The organism is Sinorhizobium sp. FG01 (genome assembly GCF_002531875.1).
Lineage (GTDB): Bacteria > Pseudomonadota > Alphaproteobacteria > Rhizobiales > Rhizobiaceae > Sinorhizobium > Sinorhizobium fredii_C.
Genome location: NZ_NWTB01000013.1, coordinates 50,007 through 73,595 on the forward strand (window position 1 = coordinate 50,007; position 23,589 = coordinate 73,595).

The following is a 23,589-nucleotide window of genomic DNA, read 5'->3' on the forward strand; positions in this document are numbered from 1 at the left end:
CTTCAGGTGAGGGATATATCCTCGGCCGGATCAACAGCACTCCAGGACATTCGGATGCGCAAAGGAAACAACGTTAGCGAACCCAGGAAAACGTCGCCGCGCCCGCGGCGCCTTTCGTGCGCACTCCTGGAGGACGAGGTCGGCGCCGTCGCCGTCATCGCGGCGATCGTGTTTCCGGTGCTGGTTGGCGCCATGGGGCTGGGGGCGGAAAGCGGCTACTGGTATATGGAGAGCCGCAAACTGCAGCATGCGGCGGACGTCTCGGCTCATGCCGCAGCCATCCGCCATCGAGCGGGCGACCAGCAATCGGGCCTCGAGAGCACGGCGCTGAGGATCGCACGCGCCTCCGGCTACTCGCCCGGTACCCTGACCGTCGGCACGAAGCCGGGGCTGAGCGCCGGATCCAGCAAGATCACGGTCGAGCTGACGGAGACGCATGCGCGCCTGTTCTCGTCCGTCTTCATCGGCGCGCCCGTGACGATCTCGGCCCGTGCCGTCGCCGAGGTCAAGGGCGGCTCGAAGGCGTGCGTGCTTGCGCTGTCGAATTCGGCGTCCGGCGCGGTAACCGTTACCGGCTCGACCCAGGTGCAATTGTCGGGCTGCAGCGTGGTCTCCAATTCGAGCGCCGCCGATGCCTTTCTGATGAAGAACGGCAGCGCGGTGATGTCGACGGATTGTGTCTACACTGTTGGCGAAGCGGTAACGACGACGGGCCTGACGATGACCGGTTGCAGCGCGCCCGTCGAACGCGTCCCGCCGACGGCGGATCCTTTTGCCTCCGTCGCCGAACCCGACAAGCTGCATGTCGAGCAGCTTCCCTGTCGAACGCTCGCTTATATCTCGGATTCCGCCTACGCGTTCGACAAGCTTGCGAACGGGACACAGGCAATCCGGTTCTGCGGCGGACTGGAGATCAAGGGCACCATTACGCTGAAGCCTGGCCTCTATATCATAGACGGCGGCGACGTTACGGTTACTGCGGGGGCAAAGCTTTCCGGCGACGGTGTCACCCTGTACTTCACCAACGGAGCCGCCGCGAAACTGCTCGGTAACGGCGATATCGATCTCTCCGCTCCGACCACCGGGCCATTCGCCGGGCTGCTCTTCTTCGGCAGCCGGCGCGACACTGGTGTGGCCCATCAGGTGACGGGCAATTCCGAATCGAGCCTGGAAGGAAACCTCTACATTCCTACCGGCAGTATCGATTTCACCGGCAATTCAACCGTGTCCGGGGGATGCACACAGATCGTCGCGGACCAGATCACGTTCACGGGGAATTCGACGATGGAGACCTGCGCCTCGCCGACCGACGAGATCGTCGTGGGCCGAACGGTGTCGCTAATTGAGTAGGGATCTGCCGATGGGAGGGACGGCAAGCCCGAGGACTGTGCCGCGCCACATGGCCGCCAGTCATCGCAGGACCCTTGGTGTGGAGCGTCGAATAGCAGGCTCAAGCAAAGCCCGGCCGCTGAGCCATAACGGCGAGCGCGGCTGCGACCATGATGACGCCGTAGGGGATCTTTCGCGTCGTGCGGATCTCTTCCAGTCGCATCACCACGGAAAAGTGTGCCAGCTGCAGCGGCATCGGCAATTTGAGAATCAACAATGCCGCGATGCCGCCGATCAGCAGGAAGATCGCAAAGGGCAGCATACCGTGCCAACCTATGAAGAAGCCGATCGGCAGAAACAGCTTGGCGTCGCCGGCGCCGAAGAGCTTGAACGACCAGAGGCCAAAGCCAAGTGTGAAGAGCAGCATGCCGGCTCCGACATCGCCGGCAATGCCGGAGGCGGAGAAGAGTGAAGCGCCGAGATCATCGGCCATCAACTCCCCTAACGCTCCGCCGGACTGTTCGGCCATCAGAAGCTTCAGGGCGGCGCCGAGGGCGTAGACCGCTATCAGGGCGAGCACGACGCCGTTCGGGATCTTCCAGAACCGGAAATCGCTCCAGGCGGCATAAAGCAAAAGTAATACTGATGCCACAATTAAAATGTTGATACCGGAAATCATCTTTTTCGTACTCCATACGCAGGTAAAATTGATTATTTTTAAGAAAATTCCGAAGGGCTTCTAATCCTTTTGGGCTGTACAACACTGAGTATATAACTCGAACAGCGTCAATTCTATACCACTTTTTCCGCTGTAAAGCCAGAGATACTCGTTTGTTATCTTAACCATAAGCAACGTCCTCTGAAAATTGCTAAATATAATGATTGACGATGTAGTAGTTAACGTTCTATTAATCGACCCAGTCGGAGAGATGGTCTCGACGGCAGCGCGGCCCGGGGAATTTTGCGGCACGCGAAATATATTTGAAAAGGATTTCTCGATGAAAGCTTTTGTAGCTAAAGTATCCGCTTTCGCGCGGGAAGAAGACGGTGTTGCGCTGACCGAATATCTCATTCTGCTGGCGCTGCTTGTTGGAGGGGTTATCGGTACGGTGGGCCTTGCCGGGGAGAGCTTGAATGGAGCTTGGCAAACCTGGCAGAATTTCTGGGACTCCACTGGTTGCGAAGGCGACTACTGCGGCGCTGCCGCGTAATACGGTATAAAATACGCCAGCAGAGAGGGATTTTCTATCCCTCTCTATTATAAAGTAGCATTGATTTTAAACTATATTACTAAAAGTATTTTTATCATGTATGGAGTTGTCGGCGATGCGTACTTCGACGGTTGCTAGTCTTGCTGTCGCCATTTTACTTGCCTCTGCGGCGGTCTTCGGGACGCGTACTTATCTCGCGGAGCAGCAGGCCCGCCTTGCTGCCGCCAGCTCCAAAAAAGCTCCCGAAAAGACGCTTGTGGTTGCCGCCAAGCCCATGCGCTTCGGCGATCGGGTGTATCCGGAGAGCCTGAAAACGATCCCGTGGCCGACCGGCGAACAGCCGGAAGGTTCGTTTCAGACAATCGAGTCTGTCATCGGTGAAAAGGATGAGCCCCGCTATGCCATGGAAGCGATCGATCCCGGCGAGCCGGTGTTGTCTTCCAAGATTACCGGTGCCGGTGAGCGCGCCACGCTGTCGGCGGCGCTCGACCAGGGGATGAAGGCCGTTTCCATTCGCGTTAACGACGTGCTCGGCGTCGCTGGTTTCGTAAGACCTGCCGATCGCGTCGATGTTCTGCTGACCCGGATGGTCCGGCGACAGAACAACAGTGAGCAGACTTACGTCGATGTGCTGCTGCAGGGTGTTAAGGTGCTGGCGGTCGACCAGACTGCGGACGAGCGCAAGGACGAGCCCTCCGTCGTCAAGACCGTCACCTTCGAGGTAACGACCGACGAAGCGCAGCGTCTGACGCTCGGGGCGAGCATCGGCACGCTTTCATTGGCTTTGCGCAATATCGCCTCATCGAATGTCGAGCAGACGCGGCCGATTACGGTTGCCGATCTCGGCGGCGGGCTGATCTCGGCCGACCTCAGTGCAGATCTCGCGAAGGATGACGACGGGCGATTCGAGACGATCGAAAACCTGGTGCGCAAGGTCGGCGACGAGCTTGGAAGCCGGATCGACTCCGTCGAAGACAAAATGAAACAACCTGTTAAAGAAAAACAGGTACAGATTGCAGAGCGAAAAGCAGAACCACTCTTGCCCGTAGAGCCAAAATGGGCCACGGTCGGCGTCTGGAACTCGACGAAGCGCGAAGAGCACCGAGTCGGCATGGTCCAGTGAAGCGAGGGGAGCGGCTTTGTTGCCCGCAGGCGCTGTGGCTGAACGAGGAGCGGAGGCTGAAGCGGGAATGTCCAGGGGACTCATGAAGGGGGCGGCAAGAGCCGGAACCCTCGCGGCGGTAGCTGCAGCATTAATTGCCTATGGTGGTGGGGAACCCGGTGTTGTTGGTTCTGCCAAGGCCCAGGAAAAATTCATAAGCCTCACCGGCTCGGTCCAGCAGGTGACGCTGGCGCCAAACGACACGATAACCGTTAGGACCGGCAAGCCCTTCGGCGATCTGGTGATCGGCAGCGCCGAGATGATCGACGTGGTGCCCCTTTCCGACCAGTCGCTGTTCATTCGCGGCAAGCAGACGGGTGCTACTAATATCTCGGTCTATGACGACAATAAGGCGCTCGTCGGCGTCATCGACGTGCGGATCGCAGCCGACTTCACTGAAGTCGCATCGGCGATCCGCTCCACCGCCCCCTCGGCGCAAGTGCGGGTGTTCAACTCCAATGATCGCATTCGCCTGACGGGGACCGTTCGTGATGCGGTCGAACTGCAGCGGGTGGTTGAAATTGCTCAATCCTATTCCGCGGAACCGGTTCTGAACCAGCTGCGTGTCGCCGAATCGCAGCAGGTGATGCTCGAGGTCCGGGTGATCGAAGCCTCGCGCCAGACCGGCCGCGATCTCGGCATCGGTTGGTCCGGTCAGGGCAGGAACGGGATCGGCAAGGCGACGACCAGTCAAGGTATTACCGTAGATGATGATGGTAATCTTGCTCGCACGCTCGGGGACGCCGCGGGTGCGGCGACCGGCATGCAGCCCTTCGGCCAGTTGATTGCCAAGGTGCTGGAAATTTCCGGCGGCCAGATCGACATCGTCATCAACGCGCTCGAGCAGAAGGGCCTGGTGCGCCGGCTGGCGCAGCCGAACCTGATCGCCATGAGCGGTGAAACCGCAAGCTTCCATGCCGGCGGCGAAGTGCCGATCCAATCGACCGTTGCGAATGGTGCGACGCTTGCGACCGAGACCGATTACCGGCCTTTCGGCGTGCGGCTCACCTTTTCGCCGGTGGTGCTCGATGGCGGGTTGATCAGTCTCAAGATCGAACCCGAAGTTTCCGAAATCGACCCTTCGATCAGCGTCAACGGCAATCCCGGCTTCATCTCGCGCGCAGCAAGCACGACTGTCGCGCTGCGTGACGGCCAGAGCTTTGCGATGGCCGGTCTGCTGCAATCGGTCAATGCCAAAGACGTTCAGCAATTGCCGTGGCTCGGGCAGGTTCCGGTGATCGGCGCCCTGTTCCGCTCGACGAGCTTCTTGAAAAGGGAGTCGGACCTGGTCATCGTCGTCACCCCGCATATCGTGCGGCCGTCGAAGCCCGGTGAAGACCTCTATAGCCCGCTCGAGCAGACGCGCTCGTCCAACGACGTCGAGCTGTTCGCCCTCGGCATTCTCGAGGTGGACAAGGACATGCTGCGTCGCTTCCGCAATGGCGAAGGCGTCAAAGGTCCCTATGGCCACCGGCTCGATCTCGACGTGGGAGGCGCAGTTGTTCTTTCCAAGAAGTAAGCGCGTATTCCTCGCTATCGCCGCAGCCGGCCTTCTCTCCGGCTGTGCCGACTATTTGAATCACCGCGACTCGATCACCTTCGGGCTCGGCAATGCGGTGGAGGCCAACAAGGGCATCCACACAGAGGATCCGTTCCCGCGGGCGGCGTACAACACGCAGATCGCCAGCGACGGCAAGGTGATTTACCGCGCGATCGGTGGCTATCAGGGCGGAAGACAGTCGAGCGCGCCGCCGCCATCGGCTGTGATCCTGCCGGTGGCCACGCCGCCGAACGGAGCAACAAGGTAGACAGGATAGTATTGAAGGAACGGCACTGAGCCGGAAGGGAATAGGAATAGAAATACCAAATTGACCGTAATACTGGGTCTAGCCAGGTCCTAAGATCATAAAGACGATACGGAATTTAACGGATTTTATTAGCTGAGACGCGGGATGCGAGCGAATTGCCGCTCATGATTTTTCAAAGTCCCGTTCTCGTTTTTTAAAGCATGTCGTTGCCCCGAAGGCTTTGATGCCTCGGCAACGAATCAGAGTCTCGGCGGAAACCGCCGTGGTCCGAGGAGCATGCCAATGTTGTTGCGTAAGGCTATTAAACGCTTCCTGGATGACAATCGTGGCTACGTCATCGCCTTGACGCTGATTTCCATGCCACTCCTGCTCGGTTTTTCGCTGCTCATCATTGACGTCGGCCGCACCGGCAATCTTCACACTGACCTGCAGAATGCGGTGGATGCCATGGCCCTTGCCGGCGCCCGCGAGCTCGACGGCCGCGACGATGCGATTACCCGCGCCGATGCGGCGATCGAGGCGCTCGCCAACAGTGCCGCCTTCGGCGGTGGTGGCACCGGCATGCAGCTCGGCTCGCACATCACCGTCACCTATGATGCAGGCAACGATGCCGGAAGCACTGTCACGGTCATCTACCTCAAGGAGATCCCGGCCGACGACGACAATCCGATCGAGGCCTCGATGATGGCGGCGGATGCGAACGAGGCGTCTTATGCTTGGGTTATTGCGAAACCGCAGGCAATGACGACGATCTTCCCGATGCCGGTCGGTCTCAACCGCGATACCATCAATGTCTCCGCCGATGCCGTTGCGGTCTATCGCTCCAGCGCCTGCGATGTCACGCCGATCTACATCTGCAATCCGTTTGAGCCGGCCGGCAACACAAGCGCGACCGCCAACGAGGCGGCGGCGGAGGCACTGCATACTAACTTTGCCGCCGGTGATCTCTACGGCCGCCAGATAGAGCTTCACAGCACCTCCTCGTCGGCGCCGGGACCGGGCAATTTCGGCTTCCTGGCGACCTATGGCAACGGTGCGAACGTGCTCGCCGAGGCGCTCGCCACCGGTTCGCCGGGCGTCTGCTACAAGCAGGACGCCTTGGAAACGAAGACCGGGGCGATGGCGGGACCGGTCGAGGCGGGGCTCAATACCCGCTTTGGCTTGTATTCCGGGTCATTCGGTAGCGCACGCAGTGACGGACGTTACCGACCCGCCCGCAACGTGCGCTCTGCACAGAACCAGACGGGCGGGGCCAACAAGATCTGCGGCGAATACAATCCTCTCATGAGCGGCAGCACCGTCGGCGACGTAACCAAGGCCGTGCCGCTCGGCTACGGCGCGTCGATGACCTCGCTGGCCGGCGGCAAGATCAGCAGCGGCAACGACTGGCAGTACAACAGCTACTGGAACGTTGCCCAAGGGAGCGGCGCTCCTTCCGTCAGCACGATCCTCAGCAACCATTCAAGCTATCCGTCGCCGACCGGCTCTCCGTCGCAGCCCTCGGCCTATGATGTCTACCGCTACGAGCTGAATAATTCCGCGATGATCAACCATGCCTCGGCCAGCGGAGAGACGGGCGCACCTCGGACCGGCGGTCAGTGCTACACGGGCCCCGATCTTTCAAACTATACGAGCGGCGACTATGGCGACCGGCGCGAGATCTTCGCCGCCATCGTGAACTGCGGCTACGAAAATGCCGTCGGCCACCTGAACGGACACAAGGAGACGGAGGCCGTCGCCTTCGCCCGCATGTTCCTGACCAAGCCGGCGATCAAGGCCGGCAGCGAGCGGTATCTCTCGCTCGAAATGATCGACATTACCGGCAAGGGCGGCCGCGGCACGCTCGACGAGTTCCTGCGCGAAGAAGCGGAGCTGGTGCGATGAACGCGTTTAGAAAAATCCTTCGCCGTCGGCTGCAGTTCCATTTCTGGTTGAGCGAAGATGCGGCTGTCCTTACTGAGACGATCATCGTGGTGCCGTTCGTCACCGTTTTTGCAGCGGGCATCCTGGAGTTCGGCAACCTCTTTTGGGAGCGGATGCAGATCGATGCGGGACTACGCGACGCCGGACGCTATCTGGCACGCTGCCGACCGACGTCGCCGACCTACACATCGACCTGCTCGCAGGCGACGGCGAAACTGATCGCCTTCTATGGAACGCAGAGCCCGGCAGAAGGCGCTGTCCTGCGCGTCCCCGGCTGGGGGCCCACCCTTGCCGACATCACCGTCAACGCAGTTGGTGCCGACGGAACGTTCACGATCGAAACCGCGCACCTCTACGAGGCCTCGCCACTGTTTGGTTGGCTCGGCATTGACGAAATCACCATCAGCGCCTCGCACGAAGAGAGGTATATGGGATGGTAATCTCTAGATTCCTCAATCCTTTCCGGCAGGATGAAAGCGGTGTTGCCCTTACCGAAGCGCTGATCACTTTTCCGATCGTGATGCTGATGTTCGCAACCTTCATCGAATTCGGCTACGCGATGTCGCAATGGAACCAGACCGTCAAGGCACTGCAAATGGGGGCGCGGCTCGCGGCGGTCTCCGATCCGCTCACCAGTGACTTTGGCGAGATGTTCCCGACAGAGGCCGACGACCCGCTCAACAATGGCAATGCAACGCCGAATGACGCGACGATTTCCTCGACCTGCGGTCCGGATCTTGCCAATTGCAGCGATGAGCTGAGTCGGATCGTGCTCGGCAGCGACGGTGCCTGTGGGACGGCGGGCGATCCGCGCCCGGGAATCTGCGACATCAACTGGCGTATCCAGCCGGAGAACCTGGTGGTCACCTATCAGCGTTCGGGACTCGGCTACTGGGGGCGACCCGAAGGCCCGGTCCTGACCATGCGGCTCGAAGTCCGTGATGTAACCCTCGAAATGCTTTTTCTAGGGCCATTGCTCGGGCTCGATGAAATCGCGGTTCCGGCCCATCCGGTGACGATCACGACCGAAGACCTGCAAACATGCTCGACGTGCTAAACCCTTGATATAGCGTGGGGATGCGAAATGACAGCGCATATGAACTTCGTAGCGACCACAAAGATCCTCGTTCTTTCCGACGACGCGGCGGCCGCAAGCTTCATGCTCGACACCTTTGGCTCGCTTTCGCGCTACGACGTACGGCACATGGCGCTGGAGGCCCTTGGCGAAAAGGGCCGGATCGACCCGACGCAGTTCGACATGATCGTCCTCGACGTCGACAACGGCGATGTCCTGCAACGGCCCGAGCTTATCGCTTTCCGAACGGACAACCGCAACATCCCGCTCGTGGTCGTCTCCGAAGAGCTGCGGGACGACAGGCTGCGGCTTCTCTTCCGCCTGAATGGCAACGACTGGCTGAAAAAGCCGTTGGAACGCCGTGCGCTGATCGACATGATCTCCCTGCATGCGCCGACAGCCGGCGCGAGCGACAGCCGCGTCCATGCCGTCGTCTCGGCGGTCGGCGGGGCAGGGGCCAGCGTGATCGCCTCTTCGCTCGCCCATATTCTGGCGCAGCCGACGAAGAATTCGGCACCGCGGGTCAATCTGTTCGACCTCGACTTTTCGTCCGGGTCGCTCGGGCAGTATCTCAATCTCGTCAATGACTACGACCTGCTGCCGGTCATTGCCAATCCATCGCGGGTCGACGTCGAGTTCGTCGATCTGGTGCGCAAGCGCCATTCGGGCGGCTTTTCCCTGCTGTCCTTCAAGCAGCCGTCCGTCCTCCTTTCGCCCAAGGGGGCTGAACTGGTGCTGCGCATGCTCGATGTCGTCGCCTTCGAGAGCGACCAGACCATCCTGGACGTGCCCTACTACCAGACGCCATGGAAGGATGACGTGCTCGGATCGGTCAACAGCGTGATGATCGTCAGTGAAATGACGATCCCGGCGCTTCACCAGGCAAAGGATCTGTTCCTCAATCTCACGCGGCTGCGTGGCAGTTCCGATTCCATTTTCGTCGTCATCAACAAGAACCGCAGCAGCCTGTTCAGTCTGGGGCTGCGCCGGCAACAGGTCGACAAGGTGTTCAAGGACACCCAGGCGCATCTCATCGACTATGACTGGGAAACGCTGAGCGAGGCACTCAACCGCGGCGTGCTGCCCTACGAGGTCAATCCCCGTTCTCACTTCTGCCGCGGTGTCGGCAAACTCGGAGCACTCGTACGATGAGGGCGCGCGTGATGGAGAACAGGATGCCAGGGCGCCAGGGGAGATGGCGGAGCTGGATGATTTGCGCAGCCCTGGTCCTTGGCTTGGTTGACCTTGCCGACGAAGCGGGGGCCAACCAGCAGGTGCCGCGAAGCCTCGGGCCGAGCACGGCAACCATTGTGACCGCAGAGCAGAGCCATCCGCCAGGCACCATTGTCGTTCTCAGCGACAAGCGGACGCTCGATCTCGTTCTCTCCCGCGATCGTGCTCTGCGCTACCGGATCGGAGTCGGCCGCGACGGCTTTCGTTGGAGCGGCGTGGTGAAAGTCGGAAGAAAGGCCGAATGGCCCGAATGGCGACCGCCCGCCGAGATGAAAGCGCGAGTGCCGGGGCTTCCTGAACTCGTGCCGGCAGGGCCGTTCAACCCCATGGGCGCGCGCGGGATCTATCTCTACCGAGGCCATGCGGACACGCTTTACCGCATCCACGGCACGAACGAGCAGTCGACGGTCGGTGAATTTGCCTCCTCCGGCTGTTTCCGCATGAGCAACGCCGACGTCATCGATCTCTACAAGCGCGTGAAGGTCGGAGCCACGGTGGTCGTCAAGTAGGTGTAAGGAGTAAGGCTGATGGCGAACGGGTTTATAGGACGCTTTTACAAGCAGCCGCCGCAGGAGAGTGCGGAGCTCAGGCAGATTGCCGAGATTTCCGCCAATGGTGCAGCCGCGGTCGCTGCCGTGCCGAAGGAAGCGGTTACCGAAGCGACCGCGGAAGAGCAGGGGCCGCTCGGCCTCGATATGGTATCGGAGAGGGTCAACCTGCACCGCCACCTCTTGGACCAGATCAATCTAGGCATCCTTGACACACTCGACGAGGAAGAGATTGCCGCCGAGATCCGGCCGCTGGTCAAGGAATATATCCGTCGCAACAACTCACCGTTGAATGCCAAGGAAATCAACGACCTCGTCCGCGACATCACTGACGAAATGCTCGGGCTTGGGCCGATCGAACCGCTGCTGGCCGATGAAACCGTCGCCGATATCCTGATCAACGGCCACAAAAGCGTCTATGTGGAGCGCCGCGGACAGCTCGAGAGCACCGCGGTCCGCTTCAAGGACGAGGATCACCTTCTTCGGGTGATCAACAAGATCGTCTCTGCCGTCGGGCGACGGGTCGATGAATCGACACCGATGGTCGACGCCCGCCTCAAGGACGGCTCGCGCGTCAACGTCGCGATCCGGCCAATCTCCGTCGACGGGCCGCTCGTTTCCATCCGCAAATTCACCCGCAAGCCGCTGACGCTCGAGCGCCTCGTCGAATACGGCGCCATGGCGGATCAGATGCGCATTCTGCTCAGCGCAGCGGTCAAGGGCAGGGTGTCGATGATCATCTCGGGCGGTACCGGCTCGGGCAAGACCACTCTGCTCAATGCGCTTTCCTCGCAGATTTCTGAGAAGGAACGGCTGATCACCATCGAGGATGCCGCGGAACTGCAACTCCAGCAACCGCATGTCGGCCGCATGGAAACCAGACCGCCGACCCTCGACGGCCGCAACGAGATCCGCCAGCGCGAACTACTGAAGAACGCGCTGCGCATGCGGCCGGACCGCATCATCGTCGGCGAAGTGCGTGGCGAGGAGGCGTTCGACATGCTGCAGGCGATGAATACCGGCCACGAAGGATCGATGACGACCATTCACGCCAATACACCGCGCGATGCGGTGAGCCGCCTCGAGCAGATGGTCGGCATGGCCGGCATGCCGATGTCGCAGCTGAGCGTCCGCTCGCAGATCGCCTCGGCGATCACGATTATCGTCCAGGTGCAGCGACTGAGCGACGGCAGCCGCAAGGTCGTTTCGGTCTCCGAGATCACCGGCATGGAAGGCGAGGTCGTGCAGATGCAGGAGATCATGCGCTTCAAGAAGACCGGTACCGACGAAAATGGCCGCATTCAGGGCGAGTTCCGCGCCACCGGCCTTCGACCGCGTTTCATCGAGGAATTCGCCGAAGTGGGAGTCATCATTTCCCCGGCGATCTTCGAACCCGGTAAACCACTCCACACGGGACCCGGCAAGTCATGACCCTCATCCTCCTCTATGCCGCCGTATTCGTCGCCGCGCTGGTCGCTGCAGAAGCGCTGCTGCGCAGCTATTTCCGAAGCTCGGAACGCCACAAGGCGGTGAACCATCGCCTGAGCCTCATCGAGGGGAGCGAGAACCATCGCGAGACCTACCACGAGATGCTGAAGGCACGCGGCGTCGACGGGGACTCTCGGTGGCAACCCTTGATGCAGCGGCTACGGCGGTACTATGTGCAATCCGGCATCAAGTTCGATGCCAAGCGATTTGCCCTCTACGGCGCCGCAGCCGCCATGGGCATCTGGCTGGCACTTCAGTTTTTCCTGCCAAGCAACCTCGTCCGGATACCGCTCTTCCTTGCTATCTGCCTGCTAGTGCCGGCGGTTGTCGTCTGGCGGGTGCGCGCCAGGCGCATGCACAAATTCGCAGAAAAGCTGCCGGAGGCGCTCGACGTTGCCAACCGCAGTCTGGCGGCGGGACACCCGCTTCCAGCGGCGATCGCGCTCGTGGCACGTGAAATGCCGGACCCGGTGGGCACCGAATTCGGCCTTCTGTCGGACGAACTAACCTATGGAGTCACGCTCGACGACGCGCTCATGAATCTTAACGACCGCGTCGGCGTCGAAGACCTCAATCTCCTAGCCATATCGCTCAGCGTCCAGGCTGGGACCGGGGGCAACCTCGTCGAGATCCTGCAAAATCTCTCGAAAACGCTCCGCGACAGGTTCATGCTGAAGGCGAAGGTCAAGGCGATCTCCGCGGAGGGGCGCATCACCGCGATCTTCATGTCGATCTATCCGTTCCTGCTCTACGGCATGATCAAGGCGCTGTCGCCAACCTATTTCGATCCACTCTGGAACAGCGGCTACGGCACCACGATCGTTTCGGGGCTGCTCGTCGTAATGGCGATCGGCAACGTCATTCTCTATAAAATGGTCCACTTCGAGTATTGAGGCGCCGCCATGTGGAACGAGTACGGTATATACCTCATCGTCTTCTTCTCGGTTATGATCTTTTCTGCGGCTGCGTCTGAAGTCGTTTTCCGTCGGCGCGAGGTGGGTGTCCGGCTTTCGGAGACCAAATCGCGGGTGACGGGCAATGATATCGCGGATGGCGCGATGGCGGATCTCGGCGAGGCCGAGAACCGCCTGATCCGCCGCTATTTCGAGATCACCCGACACGACACCAACGTGAATTCCACGCAGAACCGGCTCATTCGCGCCGGTTATTTCAGCGCCAATGCGGTCACCACCTTCCAGGCGATCCGCGCGATCGTCTGCATCGGTATGATGGTCCTGACGGTCTGGGCGTTCAATCGCTTCTTCCCCGAGACGACGCGGATGATGACCTTGCTTGTTGGCATGTTCGCCGCCGGCACGACCTTTATTCTGGTGAACATCTACATCGATCGGCGCGGTGACGCAAAGGAGCGCGAGTATCGCCGTCTCTTCCCGGATTTCATGGACATGCTGATCGTCTGCCTGGATGCGGGCATGAGCCTTGAAGCCGCGGCAAACCGCGTCGCGCGCGAATTCGTCAGCAAGCGGAAGGACTTCGGCCTCCATCTTTCGATCATGATGCTCGAGGTGCGCGGCGGTCGGCGGCTGCGCGAAGCGCTTGCCAATCTCGCGGCGCGGCTCAGAATCGACGAGGCGCGGGCACTTGCGGTGCTCTTCCGCCAGTCGGAAGAACTCGGCACCAGCGTCACGCAGACGCTCAGGGTCTATAGCAAGGAAATGCGTGACCTGCGCGTCGTCCGGGCGGAGGAAAAGGCCAATGCATTGCCGATCAAGATGCTGCTGCCGCTCGGAGCCTTCCTGTTTCCGGTAAGTCTTGTCATCGTTCTGGTGCCTGTCGTCATTCGCGTCATCAGTCTCGTCGCCGGCCTCGCGGCGGGCGGTTAAAGAAAAGCGAGGTTCCCATGCATTCGCTCAATCAGGTTCATGAAGATAGCGCTCCGGAACTTGACGCCCGTATGCCGCTGGCGCCGATGAGCGTGGAAGAAACGGGGCTCGAGTTCTCGTTCCTGCTGCGGCTCGCCGCAAAATGCGCGACCGAGCAGGACACGGTGACGCCATCGCACCTGGCGGAACGGATGAAACTGCCCAAGGCGGTGATCAATCCTCTGATCAAGGAACTCGTGAAGCTCGCCTATATGGAGGCAAGGGGCTTGGCGGGAGAGGACGTTAGGTCCGACATCCGCTACGCGCTTTCGACCAAGGGCATGGAGTATGCCCATGCAGCCATCCGCCAGTCCTCCTATGTCGGGCCGGCGCCGGTCTCGCTCGACGCCTTTTGTCGCCAACTCGGCCTGCAGTCCATTCAGCACGAGCGCGTGACCCAGGACGGCCTGCTCGCCAGCCTCGAGGGGCTGGTGCTGTCACCGTCGCTGGTCGAGAAGCTGGGTCCCGCTATGAATTCCGGGCAATCCATCCTGCTTTACGGCCCGCCCGGTAACGGCAAGACCAGCATCGCCGAGCGCACCTCGCGCCTGTTCCAACAGACGATCTGGGTGCCCTATGCCATCGAGGTTGGCGGTTACGTCATCAGCTTCTACGATGAAGCGGTTCACCAGCCGGTGAACGGGATGCCCTATCCGAAGGCCGATCAGCGTTGGGTCGAATGCCGGCGGCCGGTGATCAAGACCGGCGGCGAACTGACGCTCGACCTGCTTGACCTCGCCTACAGCGAAGGCTCGACCGTGTATGAGGCGCCGCTGCATCTCAAGGCCTCCGGCGGTATCTTCATCATCGATGATTTCGGGCGCCAGCAGGTGGTGCCGCAGGCGCTCATCAACCGCTGGATCGTGCCACTCGAGCGCGGCTACGACTTCCTGACCCTGCATACGGGGAAGAAGTTCAAAGTCCCCTTCGACGAACTCGTTGTCTTTTCGACCAACATTGCCCCGAAGGAACTTTCGGACGAGGCTGGGCTGCGGCGGCTGAAATACAAGATATTCGTCAACAATCCTTCTCGAGAAGAATATATCCGAATATTCGAGGCCTATGCGCGAGGCGTGGCAGTAGAGATGTCTGTGTCGGACCTGGAGCTGTTCTACGATCGGAAATACGGTGGCGAATCACTGGGCTCCTGCTACCATCCGAAGTATCTTCTCGACTTTATCGGGTCCTATTGCGCGTTCAACGGATTGCGAAAGGTCGCATCGCTGGAGATGCTGGAACGGGCGTGGGAAGGGGTCTTCACGGCGGACTAGCCGTCGGGCGGCGGAAAGATTCATGGGTATCGAGGCGGAGCACTTGCCTCGGCAACATCTGCCCCGACGTCCCGGGGATTTGGTAGTTCGGGGGCCACGGCCCGGTTTGCGGCGGAGTAAGGTGATGGTTGGCATGGCGAATATCGAGGTCGAACCCGACGCGCGACGCGAAAAAGCGGATGAGCCTGTACGAAAACGGGCTGCGCCATTCATTGCTCTGGCACTGGTGTTTCTGCCGCTGAACGCCGGTATACTGCTCTACACGGCCAAGAACGCAGCAGACGTCCGAGAAAGCCGCGAAACACTCGCAGGCGTGAAGCGCTCCATTGACGGACTGAAGCTTCAACTCGAAAAACAGAGCCGCAACATCGCCAGGGTCGCAGGAGCCGATGAACTGGCGATCGTTCGCCAGCGGGTTGAGAACCTGCAGAAGGCGGTCTCGGAGCTGGACGACGGAATGCGCTCGGGCCTTCCGAGTTCCGGCGGCTCGGTTATCCTGAGCGCCCCGGGCAAGGGGGCGACGCAGCGCCTCGAGCCCTCGCTGACTACGGCTGCCACGGAGTTGCAGCCCCAGGACGGCAGCCTGCCCGCTATCGGGAGCGAGGGCGCCCCATCCAACTTGCCGCGTTACGAAAGATCGATTTCGCCGGAAGGCAAGTTGATCCTGCGGAAGGTGCGATAGCCGAAGCAATGTGGCAATCAAAGCGGCGAGAACGCGCAGGCTACAGCGGCGGCGTGTGACCGGAAAACATGCGATAGAACTGAAGCAGTTCTTAACTTGTAGCCGGTCCAAGAATTGATCGACAGACATGCGGCAATTAAAAAAACTACAGCGCCGCGCGTCTGATAAGACGCGCGGCGCTGTAGGGTTTTTACGAAACATGCGGTCGGCAGTCCGCCGGCTATTACCGCTGCGCGTATTTGACGCTGTTCTTCATCAGCTCGAGATTGCGCGCCGTCGTCTCATTCGCAGGGTCGAGCTCATACGCCTTGAGAAAGTACTGGCGTGCGCGCGGCAAGTCGCCGCGCAGAAGATGGGAATAGCCGACATTGTTGTAATAAACCGGACTCTTTCCGATCATCTTGGAGAGTTGCTGATAGGCCCGATCCGATGTGTCGAACCGTCCGATCATGTCAGCAGAGGCAGCGAAGCCGAGCCAAGCAGCGGGGTCCTGCGGAAAAACGGCAACCGCACGTTTATATATGGCGTAGGATTTGCCGTAGTTCTTTTCCTTGAACTGCAACTTGCCGGTCGGGATCAGTTCGTCGTTCTTGTAGAAGGCGACGGCCGAGTCGTCCTCAAGGGTTTTGGCACTATCGCCAAATGCCGCAACGTCGTCGAAAGCAGCCGATTGGCATCCGCAAACGAAGAGCGCGACCAACAGCAATGGCGAAAGACGACCAAGTCGTGACTGAGTTTGATAGGTCAATATTCATCCCCTAAACACTGGGCCAACCTAGACTCACGCTCGCTCGCGCTCACGTAAAATCTTATGCGATAGAAGCTAACAAATAAAGAATTCGCGCCATGAGTCGCCATAAAGAGACACATGCCTCCGGCCGCGATGGCGCTGCCTGAGGGAAGCTTGCGTCCAGCCAGTTGCTTGCCGCCGGCCAAGCCGAGCGGGAACCCCGGAGAGGGAGCGAGTTGAAGATGCCGGTCGTGCTTTGCTCTCGCTCGTCTGCTTGCGACGTTGGTGGTGCGAGCAATCGTAAGCGCGCGAGCTCCGCATTCCCGGCATGAAGGAAGCTTCACAACTGCATTCCGCCTACAGCAACAACTGTAGCCGCAAAGTTTGAATACCCTCATCCTGCGCGGCAATCCCGGCAGGATCGAAGGGTATTTTGGGGCGCGACGTCTCTCCTTGTGAAAAAACTGCTTTGCTCCGGGCGCGTCACAACAGGCGGCAAAAGGCAATCGTTCCGCAGCCCGGGAATTCCCGCGCATCCGGCCACTCTTCTCGGGTGCGACGGCAGACGCGGCGCGCGGCTGCCCGATTGAACCTTCGGGGATTTCTGAACCGCAATTACCGTGAGGCGAGCGTTGACGCAGCATTCTGACCGAATGAGCGCGCTCATTAGGCACCATACTCTGGTTGACGGCGATCTGAGCTAGTCCATCGTGAGTAGAAATGAACGGTGCGATAACTATCGGAACTTAGCGATAATGACAATGGCGCTCGTTAATAGTATCGATAAAACACAATTAGACCAAGTATTGATTGTTCAAGAGCGTGCCAGTTCAATAATTAAATTTCTTTTTCATGAGGTCGAATAGTATCGACACGTAATCAGCAAGATCTTGAGAGTGCTAAGGAGGGCAAAATGGAACGCAAGAGCTCGACCCTGAGCAATGCTGAAGAGCGCAATAAGGCGTTGCCGAAGAAAAACAAGGTCGTCATTCTCGCCAAGGCCGATCTGTTGTCCGAGTGTCTGACGCAGGCGATCAGCATGCGTTTTCAAGGTCAAGACGTCGTAAGCCTTCCCGATACCGAGGGTCTTTTGACCAGCAATCTTATCGGCGTAAGCCTGATCATGCTCTATCGTCTGCCGGCGGCAGTATTTCCATCAATCATGAGGACGATTCACGAGCTCCATCCAAATGCTGCGATCGGCCTGATGGTGCAGAATGCGGACGAACTCGACTCGTCGATTGCGGAACTTGTCGACGAAGGGTTGCTTCAAGGCGTCCTGCCCCTGAATCTCAATCTCGACGTATGCCTCAGCGCCATCGATCTCTTGATGAAGGGCGGCGAGCATTTTCCCGCTGCATTGCTTCGGTGTCTGGTGCCGAGAGCGCTCGCAGGGGGCGGCGTTGTCGCGCAAAAACAGGCGATTTCGGAAGATATCAATATGGAACGCGAGGCCGACATTGCCCCAAGCCTCCTGAGCGCGCGAGAGATCCAGGTTCTCGATCTCGTATGCAAGGGCACACGGAACAAGATCATCGCAGATCGTCTCGGGCTTGCCGAAAACACCGTCAAGGTGCATGTCCGCAACATCTACCAGAAGATGAAAGTGCGCAATCGGACGGAGGCGGCGTCGCGCTACTTGGAAGCGACGCTGGTTTCGCCTCGCTCCGCACCAGTCGCGCGGACGCCCTGACCCAAGTGTCGGCTTGAATGTCGTGGCTCCGCGACTACAGCGCTGCGCGTCTTATCAGTCGATCGTGAACAACAGGCGGACTTAAAAGCGGCGAATTCCCTCGGCCCTGCAGCAGCACAGGAAGTGCCTGAGCGCGAACCAGTTGATGGGGCGAGAAAGTTTTAGCCGGCGACAGCCTGCCGGTTCCAATGAAGCCGCCCCAAACGCCATCTCAAACTTGGTCTATTGCTCAGAATGTTGAGTATGTCCGCCTCCTCTTTGCCTGAAGTTCAGCAGTGCCATCTCGCAAACGAGGTTCGATCCTATTCATGCGTCTTCCCCCCATTACTCCGCGTTAACGCCGTTTGCAGAGGAATCGAATAACCGGCTAAGCGATCGCCTTCGTGGAGGTCGTCTGAAATCGGTTGCAGCCGCTATAGGTCACGGGGATGCGCTTGCGCTGGATTGCGGCTTTTCTCGTTGAATAGGTCCGCGGCACCGTTTGACGTGCGGTGATCCTCACGAACCGGCGCTAGGTAGGTGGGGAACCGTGGTCGCATGTCTCGTCGAGTGTGCGGCCTTGGGCGTCGCAAGCTCGTAGGCATTGGCCTGCTGCCGGTTCTACGGCCGACTTGAAGGCGCAAGACAGTCACGCAGGTTACCTGCGGCGAAGGTCGGCTCGGACGCCAATCCGGTCCTTCCAGGTGTCGCCGTCAGCGGCACAGGTGGGGCGAGTGGAGCCGCTCTTCACGAGCCCGGTGCACGGGTTGTTCGCGTTCTGGGCCAAGAAGATCGCATAATGTGTCGTCCGGAATGCCCCCAGTCGGGGGGGCCGCATGCACGCCCTACGCATTGTTGGTTGTGATTTGGCAGCGGCTGGTTGCGCTGCACCCTTTTGCTGTTCTTTTTCGCGCCTGCGAACAGATCGCTTCTGCAACCCGCCGGACGAGAGACATTCCTCCCAGTTCTACGTTCGGCCAGAAAGAGGATCCGAACATGGGTGATCTCCTGAAAGGTATCTCCAGTTTTCGCGGCGCGGTGTTTCCCAACCAATCGGCGCTTTACCCCAAGCTGGCGAGGGAAGGCCAGCAACCCCAGGCTTTGATGATATCCTGCGCCGATAGCCGGGTGATGCCCGAGACGATCACGCAAGCCGGGCCCGGAGATCTCTTCGTCTGCCGCAATGCCCGCAACATCGTTCCGCCGTTCTCGACCCTCAACGGTGGGGTCTCCTCGGCAATCGAATATGCCATTCTGACAGAGAGCCAGTGACAGCGGCTGACGCAGGGTAGCAACGCCAGCTAAAGGCCGCTTCGGGGCCGACAGGGGACGTTCTCTCGGACTGTCGCTCGCGACGGCTTCGGGTCGATCTGTCCGGTTCAGTTTCGTCGCAGTAGGGTGAGAACGGATTATATGTCGGCATTTGCGCCGGAAGCGGAAAGTCGCCGCGATTTATATGTTCTTGCTTCGAAAATCGTAAAATGTATCAACCGAAACTCTGAAAGCGGCCGTCCGCTCCCTCAGATATGGTACTAGAGCTCGTTGAAGCCCTCCAAGAACCGGATAATGTCGTCGACCATCGGGGCGTCCCAGAGGTCATTATGGCCGGAGCCGTCGTAGATCAGCATTTGCTTGGGCTTGGGTGCGATTTTATACAGCGCCTCGCCCGAGGAAAGCGGAATGACAGCGTCACGCCGCCCGTGGATAAACAGCTTCGGCTGCCTGACCTCTGCTATTCTCAGGTCGGAGCGGAACGGATCCTTGATAAGGAGTGCAACCGGAAAGTAGGGGTAAATCGTCTGAGCGATCGATAGCACCGACAGGTTGGCAGAAACGAGAATGACGGCGATAGCCGGTCTGCGCCACGCAGTATCGACGGCGACGCCGCTTCCCAGAGACTGGCCGAGCACAATGATCTGGCTTTCAGATCTGCAGCAAGCCAGTCGAATGCGGCAACTCCGCCCGTGAGTAGCCCGACCTCGCTCGGTGTCCCCGTCGACCCGGGTTAGCCGCGATAAGAAATCGCGAGCAGGCCGATGCCTCGTGAAGCCAGCGCTTGAGCGAGATTGTCGACCCGGTCAGCGTTGCCAAGAAACAATAGCACGGCCGGCTTGCGGGGTTCGCCCCGGCTGTAGAGTCCGAAAAGCCTCTCTCCATCCGGCGTCATGATATAGACAGTCTCGCCCCAGCTTGCGTGCCCACGCGCCTGTTGCGCACCGGGATAGAGGAGGGCTCTCTGGGAGATGTACGTCACGCCGAGGAGGGACACATAGCCGATAGTCGTCACAGCCAACAACATCAGCAGAAGTTTTGCGATGCTCACGACGTCATCCATCGACGCCTAAGGGCCTCAGCGCCAGACTGATCGGCATGCAGGGCCCCTCAACACCGCTTCGCTGCGGCGGCTAAACCCGTGGTGTCGCGAATCCCGGACTGATAGGCTTCGATCAGCTTCGCGGCAAGGACGTGAGCTTCTTCCGACTTCAGCGGCAGAGCCCGTACTTGCAGTTCCTTTCGGAAAATATTCTCGATCATCTTGAGCTCGTCAGGCCCGATTGGGTCGCAGCTCCAAACTCGCTCGGATTTCATCAGCTTTTCCTCTGTGCCGGGCAACGCCGGTCGGTGTCGGCGCAAAGTCTACGCCCCTTCACCAATATGGCGAGTCATTAGAGCGCCTGGCGGATCAAGGGTCCGGAACCGTACGAACGAGGAGACGAGTCTGATGGGCGACGGTGGCTCTGCAGATTGGCGACGGGCAGCCTCCATGCTAATGTGCGGTCCGTTTCGGTCGGAGCTGAGCGGGGCGGCGAGGCGCCGCGGTGCCTGGCTCCGCAGCCTAGGGGAACGGCTATGGCAGTTCCTTCCCAAGCCTCAATCAACAATCAGTTGTTGACCCTGCTCCCCGAGCCCGACTATCGCCAGATCGCGCCCGATCTCGACCCCGTCAATGTGGCGAGAGGGTCGTTGCTGGCAACGGCCGGCGATCCCATCGAGCATGTCTACTATCTCACATCCGGCATCGGTTCGCTGGTCGCCTCCACGCCGGAAGGCAACAGAGCAGAGGCGGGCATCTTCGGGCGTGAAGGTTACATTCCAACCTCTGCGGCGATGGGTGTTGAGCTAAGCGTCCACGACGTCATCATGCAGATCGAAGGAGATGCTTACCGGATGGAGTTCACCGCATTCCGGAAGTGGATGGATCGTAACCGGAACTTCGCAAAGGTCATGATCCGGTGCATCGAGGCCTTCTCGATTCAGCTTACCTACACTGCCATTTCGAACGCCGTGCACGGGGTGGACGAGAGATTGGCGAGGTGGCTGCTGATGTGTCATGACCGTGTCTCAGGCGACGAAATTCCTCTGACACACGAGTTCATCTCGCTGATGCTCGCCGTTCGTCGTCCAAGCGTCACCACCGCGCTGCATATTTTGGAAGGAAACGGCTTCATTCGCTCGGTCAGGGGGAACATCATCATCCGGAACAGACAGGCCCTCGAGGAGTTCGCCCGGGACGCCTATGGTAAGCCGGAAGCGGAATATCAGCGGCTTATGACAGGGCTTTTCTGAGTCCGGAACGAAGTTCCAAGTCGCGCCAATAGATGTTTCAGCGCTCATCTTCGGAGCTAAAAAAGCCCCTCGGAGCATTTGCCGAGGGGCAGGTCATCAATGCGCAAGCCATTAGTGTGCGGTATGTAAAGTAGGGCACGAATCGAGATTGCTCCATCCTCGCTCGTCCAGCGTACGGAATCGGACTGACGGCTCGCGCGGTGGAACGACACGTGCGCCTCCTGGTTGGATAGCAGGTTCATAGATGGGAGGTCTCAATGAAGGAGATCCCCTGGCGAATAGCCCTTTCGGTAAGACTGCAAAACGGCATAGAGCGACGGTTCTGTGGCCCGTATGACGCCCTCGACTTCCTCGAGAACGAGTGGCCAAACCATGGAAGACGTTACTACCAAGCAGTCAGGGATTGCCGTGCGGCGTTGTCGAGGCTTCAGACAGCCGAGGTGGCAAGGCTATCATTTATCGATGCCTGTATAGAGGCATCGATGCCATTTGCGGAGACCCGTGGCAGTCACACTCCGGCTCTGCTCAAGAGCACCTCTGCGCGGCGGCGGTACTGAAACTAGCGTAAATTCCTGACCTCATCCGCATCCAAAGACGGTCCTGACGACCTCACTTCAACGACTCTCGTTCGCGGCGGTGGCTTTTGGGGAAGGGCGGCATCTGACCTAGACGGACAAGCTCACCTAGGGACCGAGATGATAGAGCCGGCGATTCCATCGCTTGCGCCTCGATCGATGACGCCTGTCATGTCACCGGCCGTCGGTGAATTATAATTCATGCAGTGAATTATATTGACAGGCAAAGCGCTTTGCGTTTAGCTGTCCATACCGGACTTCGAGGAGGAAATCCGGTCTTCACTGAGATCGGCGTCGGGTTGGCGCCCTCGGGATTTTTGGGAGGGGCTTCGGCCTCGAGGAGGACACTTGCGCACTTTTTTCAGCACGACCGCAATGGCGGTCCTTGCGGCAACGCTTTTTGCCGATTCCGCGGCCGCCGAGACAGAGAACCCGTTCCGCTGCAAGCCCGGCGAAAAATACGTCATGAACGTCATGGTCTCTGGCGTCGAATACTGGTTCCCGGTCTATGAAATGTTCAAGCAGGCGGGCCAGCAGTTCGGCTGCGAGACGGAATATACGGGCACGCCGGAATATGACGTTAACAAACAGATTGCCACATTCGATCAGGCACTGGCACAGAACCCGGCCGGCATTCTCGTCCATCCAATGAACTCCGACCCATTCATCGAGCCGATCAACCGGGCGATCGGCCAGGGCACGGCAGTCGTAACCTTCGCGGCCGACTCGCCGCTTTCCAAGCGCGTGTCGTTCATCACTTCGGACAACACCCGCGAAGGCATCTATGCCGCCGACGCGATCGCCGAGAAGATGAGCGGCAAGGGTGAATATGCGGTTCTCGAGAACCCGGGCCAGGACAATCACGACAAGCGCATCGCGGCCTTCATCGGCCGCATGGAGGAAAAGTGGCCGGACATGAAGCTGGTCGGCCGTGCTGCCTCCAACCAGGATCCGACCAAGGCCTATCAGGGCCTCAATAGTATCATCCAGGCCAATCCGAACCTCGGCGCCGTCTTCATGCCGGAAGCGAATTCGGCGATCGGCGCCGCGCAGGCCAACAAGGAAAGCGGTGGAAAGGTCCTCGTCATGTGCGCAGACGTCAACGCAAATATCCTCGACATGATCAAGGCCGGCGAGGTCTTCGGTTCGATCAACCCGAACCAGGGAATGCAGGGCTATATGGGCTTCATGTTGCTTTGGCTTGCCAAGCATCCGGAACTGATCGATCCGATGAACGACGCGAAGCGCTCCGGCTTCAACCCGATGAGCATCCCCGTCGTCGACAACGGCCTCTCCATCGTGACGGCCGAAAATGCCGACGACTTCTATTGGGACAAGTACCTGAAGCGTCGCGGTACGAAGGGCATCGAGGAGTAACCCCGGATTCAAGCCATCCGCGCCTCATGGCGCGGATGGTTCGGGGAGGGGAGGA

Annotated in this window: 22 protein-coding genes and 2 pseudogenes; 20 read left to right on the forward strand and 4 right to left on the reverse strand. The window is 59.6% G+C overall.

The window, feature by feature from the left end:
* The first annotated feature begins 54 nt into the window (after nucleotides 1–54).
* Nucleotides 55–1,350 carry a pilus assembly protein TadG-related protein gene (locus CO656_RS21530; protein ID WP_097527081.1) on the forward strand — a complete coding sequence of 432 codons (1,296 nt, stop codon included), beginning with the start codon at nucleotides 55–57 and terminating at the stop codon, nucleotides 1,348–1,350.
* Nucleotides 1,351–1,450: 100 nt separating this feature from the next.
* Here CO656_RS21530 and CO656_RS21535 read toward each other — a convergent pair whose 3' ends face one another.
* Nucleotides 1,451–2,008, reverse strand: a complete 558-nt coding sequence (locus CO656_RS21535) for a prepilin peptidase (protein WP_097527082.1) — start codon at nucleotides 2,006–2,008, stop codon at nucleotides 1,451–1,453.
* A 319-nt stretch (nucleotides 2,009–2,327) separates the two neighbouring features.
* Here CO656_RS21535 and CO656_RS21540 point away from each other — a divergent pair, with 319 nt between their 5' ends.
* The 14 genes from CO656_RS21540 (at nucleotide 2,328) to CO656_RS21605 (ending at nucleotide 15,613) form a co-directional block, all read left to right on the forward strand.
* Nucleotides 2,328–2,540 carry a hypothetical protein gene (locus CO656_RS21540; RefSeq protein ID WP_097527152.1) on the forward strand — a complete coding sequence of 71 codons (213 nt, stop codon included), beginning with the start codon at nucleotides 2,328–2,330 and terminating at the stop codon, nucleotides 2,538–2,540.
* Between the two features lie 115 nt (nucleotides 2,541–2,655).
* The gene (cpaB, locus tag CO656_RS21545; RefSeq protein ID WP_179864814.1) at nucleotides 2,656–3,663 is read left to right on the forward strand and encodes a Flp pilus assembly protein CpaB; all 1,008 of its coding nucleotides are present in this window, start codon (nucleotides 2,656–2,658) and stop codon (nucleotides 3,661–3,663) included.
* A 67-nt stretch (nucleotides 3,664–3,730) separates the two neighbouring features.
* Nucleotides 3,731–5,221 carry a type II and III secretion system protein family protein gene (locus tag CO656_RS21550; RefSeq protein WP_097527084.1) on the forward strand — a complete coding sequence of 497 codons (1,491 nt, stop codon included), beginning with the start codon at nucleotides 3,731–3,733 and terminating at the stop codon, nucleotides 5,219–5,221.
* On the forward strand, nucleotides 5,166–5,510 hold the full coding sequence (locus CO656_RS21555; RefSeq protein ID WP_179864815.1) for a pilus assembly protein: 345 nt from the start codon (nucleotides 5,166–5,168) through the stop codon (nucleotides 5,508–5,510). Before CO656_RS21550 ends, CO656_RS21555 begins: the two co-directional genes overlap by 56 nt.
* Nucleotides 5,511–5,792: 282 nt before the next feature.
* The gene (locus tag CO656_RS21560; protein ID WP_097527086.1) at nucleotides 5,793–7,394 is read left to right on the forward strand and encodes a pilus assembly protein TadG-related protein; all 1,602 of its coding nucleotides are present in this window, start codon (nucleotides 5,793–5,795) and stop codon (nucleotides 7,392–7,394) included.
* Entirely contained in the window at nucleotides 7,391–7,873 is a 483-nt protein-coding gene (locus CO656_RS21565) for a TadE/TadG family type IV pilus assembly protein (RefSeq protein ID WP_097527087.1), read from the forward strand. Before CO656_RS21560 ends, CO656_RS21565 begins: the two co-directional genes overlap by 4 nt.
* A complete protein-coding gene (locus CO656_RS21570) occupies nucleotides 7,867–8,490 on the forward strand; it encodes a TadE/TadG family type IV pilus assembly protein (protein WP_097527088.1) in 624 nt (207 codons plus the stop codon). The genes CO656_RS21565 and CO656_RS21570 overlap by 7 nt, the downstream gene beginning before the upstream one ends.
* 27 nt (nucleotides 8,491–8,517) lie before the next feature.
* Nucleotides 8,518–9,660: a pilus assembly protein gene (locus tag CO656_RS21575; RefSeq protein ID WP_097527089.1), complete on the forward strand. Its 1,143-nt coding sequence runs from the start codon at nucleotides 8,518–8,520 to the stop codon at nucleotides 9,658–9,660.
* Between the two features lie 56 nt (nucleotides 9,661–9,716).
* A complete protein-coding gene (locus CO656_RS21580; RefSeq protein WP_234819545.1) occupies nucleotides 9,717–10,250 on the forward strand; it encodes a L,D-transpeptidase in 534 nt (177 codons plus the stop codon).
* Between the two features lie 18 nt (nucleotides 10,251–10,268).
* Nucleotides 10,269–11,720, forward strand: a complete 1,452-nt coding sequence (locus tag CO656_RS21585; protein ID WP_097527090.1) for a CpaF family protein — start codon at nucleotides 10,269–10,271, stop codon at nucleotides 11,718–11,720.
* Entirely contained in the window at nucleotides 11,717–12,670 is a 954-nt protein-coding gene (locus tag CO656_RS21590) for a type II secretion system F family protein (protein ID WP_097527091.1), read from the forward strand. The genes CO656_RS21585 and CO656_RS21590 overlap by 4 nt, the downstream gene beginning before the upstream one ends.
* 9 nt (nucleotides 12,671–12,679) lie before the next feature.
* The gene (locus CO656_RS21595) at nucleotides 12,680–13,621 is read left to right on the forward strand and encodes a type II secretion system F family protein (RefSeq protein WP_097527092.1); all 942 of its coding nucleotides are present in this window, start codon (nucleotides 12,680–12,682) and stop codon (nucleotides 13,619–13,621) included.
* A 17-nt stretch (nucleotides 13,622–13,638) separates the two neighbouring features.
* The gene (locus tag CO656_RS21600) at nucleotides 13,639–14,931 is read left to right on the forward strand and encodes an AAA family ATPase (protein WP_097527093.1); all 1,293 of its coding nucleotides are present in this window, start codon (nucleotides 13,639–13,641) and stop codon (nucleotides 14,929–14,931) included.
* Between the two features lie 133 nt (nucleotides 14,932–15,064).
* Nucleotides 15,065–15,613: a hypothetical protein gene (locus CO656_RS21605; protein WP_097527154.1), complete on the forward strand. Its 549-nt coding sequence runs from the start codon at nucleotides 15,065–15,067 to the stop codon at nucleotides 15,611–15,613.
* Between the two features lie 223 nt (nucleotides 15,614–15,836).
* On the opposite strand, the gene CO656_RS21610 is transcribed toward CO656_RS21605, so the two are convergent.
* Nucleotides 15,837–16,319, reverse strand: a complete 483-nt coding sequence (locus tag CO656_RS21610; protein ID WP_234819551.1) for a tetratricopeptide repeat protein — start codon at nucleotides 16,317–16,319, stop codon at nucleotides 15,837–15,839.
* Between the two features lie 937 nt (nucleotides 16,320–17,256).
* Here CO656_RS21610 and CO656_RS21615 point away from each other — a divergent pair.
* Nucleotides 17,257–18,036, forward strand: coding sequence for a response regulator transcription factor (locus tag CO656_RS21615; RefSeq protein ID WP_103452575.1), 780 nt, complete (start codon nucleotides 17,257–17,259; stop codon nucleotides 18,034–18,036).
* A 975-nt stretch (nucleotides 18,037–19,011) separates the two neighbouring features.
* A pseudogene (locus tag CO656_RS21620) lies at nucleotides 19,012–19,272 on the forward strand (carbonic anhydrase); the annotation flags it as partial.
* A 275-nt stretch (nucleotides 19,273–19,547) separates the two neighbouring features.
* Here the strand turns inward: CO656_RS21620 and CO656_RS21625 are convergent.
* Together CO656_RS21625 and CO656_RS21630 are read right to left on the reverse strand one after the other, a co-directional pair.
* Nucleotides 19,548–20,338, reverse strand: a pseudogene (locus tag CO656_RS21625) (alpha/beta hydrolase).
* 59 nt (nucleotides 20,339–20,397) lie between these two features.
* Nucleotides 20,398–20,604, reverse strand: a complete 207-nt coding sequence (locus CO656_RS21630; RefSeq protein WP_097527094.1) for a hypothetical protein — start codon at nucleotides 20,602–20,604, stop codon at nucleotides 20,398–20,400.
* A gap of 261 nt (nucleotides 20,605–20,865) precedes the next feature.
* Between CO656_RS21630 and CO656_RS21635 the strand changes: the two genes are divergently transcribed.
* From CO656_RS21635 to CO656_RS21650, 3 genes are all read left to right on the forward strand, one after another.
* Complete coding sequence (locus CO656_RS21635; RefSeq protein ID WP_037426622.1) at nucleotides 20,866–21,582, forward strand: Crp/Fnr family transcriptional regulator; 717 nt, start codon at nucleotides 20,866–20,868, stop codon at nucleotides 21,580–21,582.
* 257 nt (nucleotides 21,583–21,839) lie between these two features.
* Nucleotides 21,840–22,139, forward strand: coding sequence for a DUF982 domain-containing protein (locus CO656_RS21645; RefSeq protein WP_097527096.1), 300 nt, complete (start codon nucleotides 21,840–21,842; stop codon nucleotides 22,137–22,139).
* Nucleotides 22,140–22,505: 366 nt separating this feature from the next.
* The gene (locus CO656_RS21650) at nucleotides 22,506–23,534 is read left to right on the forward strand and encodes a substrate-binding domain-containing protein (protein WP_097527097.1); all 1,029 of its coding nucleotides are present in this window, start codon (nucleotides 22,506–22,508) and stop codon (nucleotides 23,532–23,534) included.
* Nucleotides 23,535–23,589 lie beyond the last annotated feature (55 nt).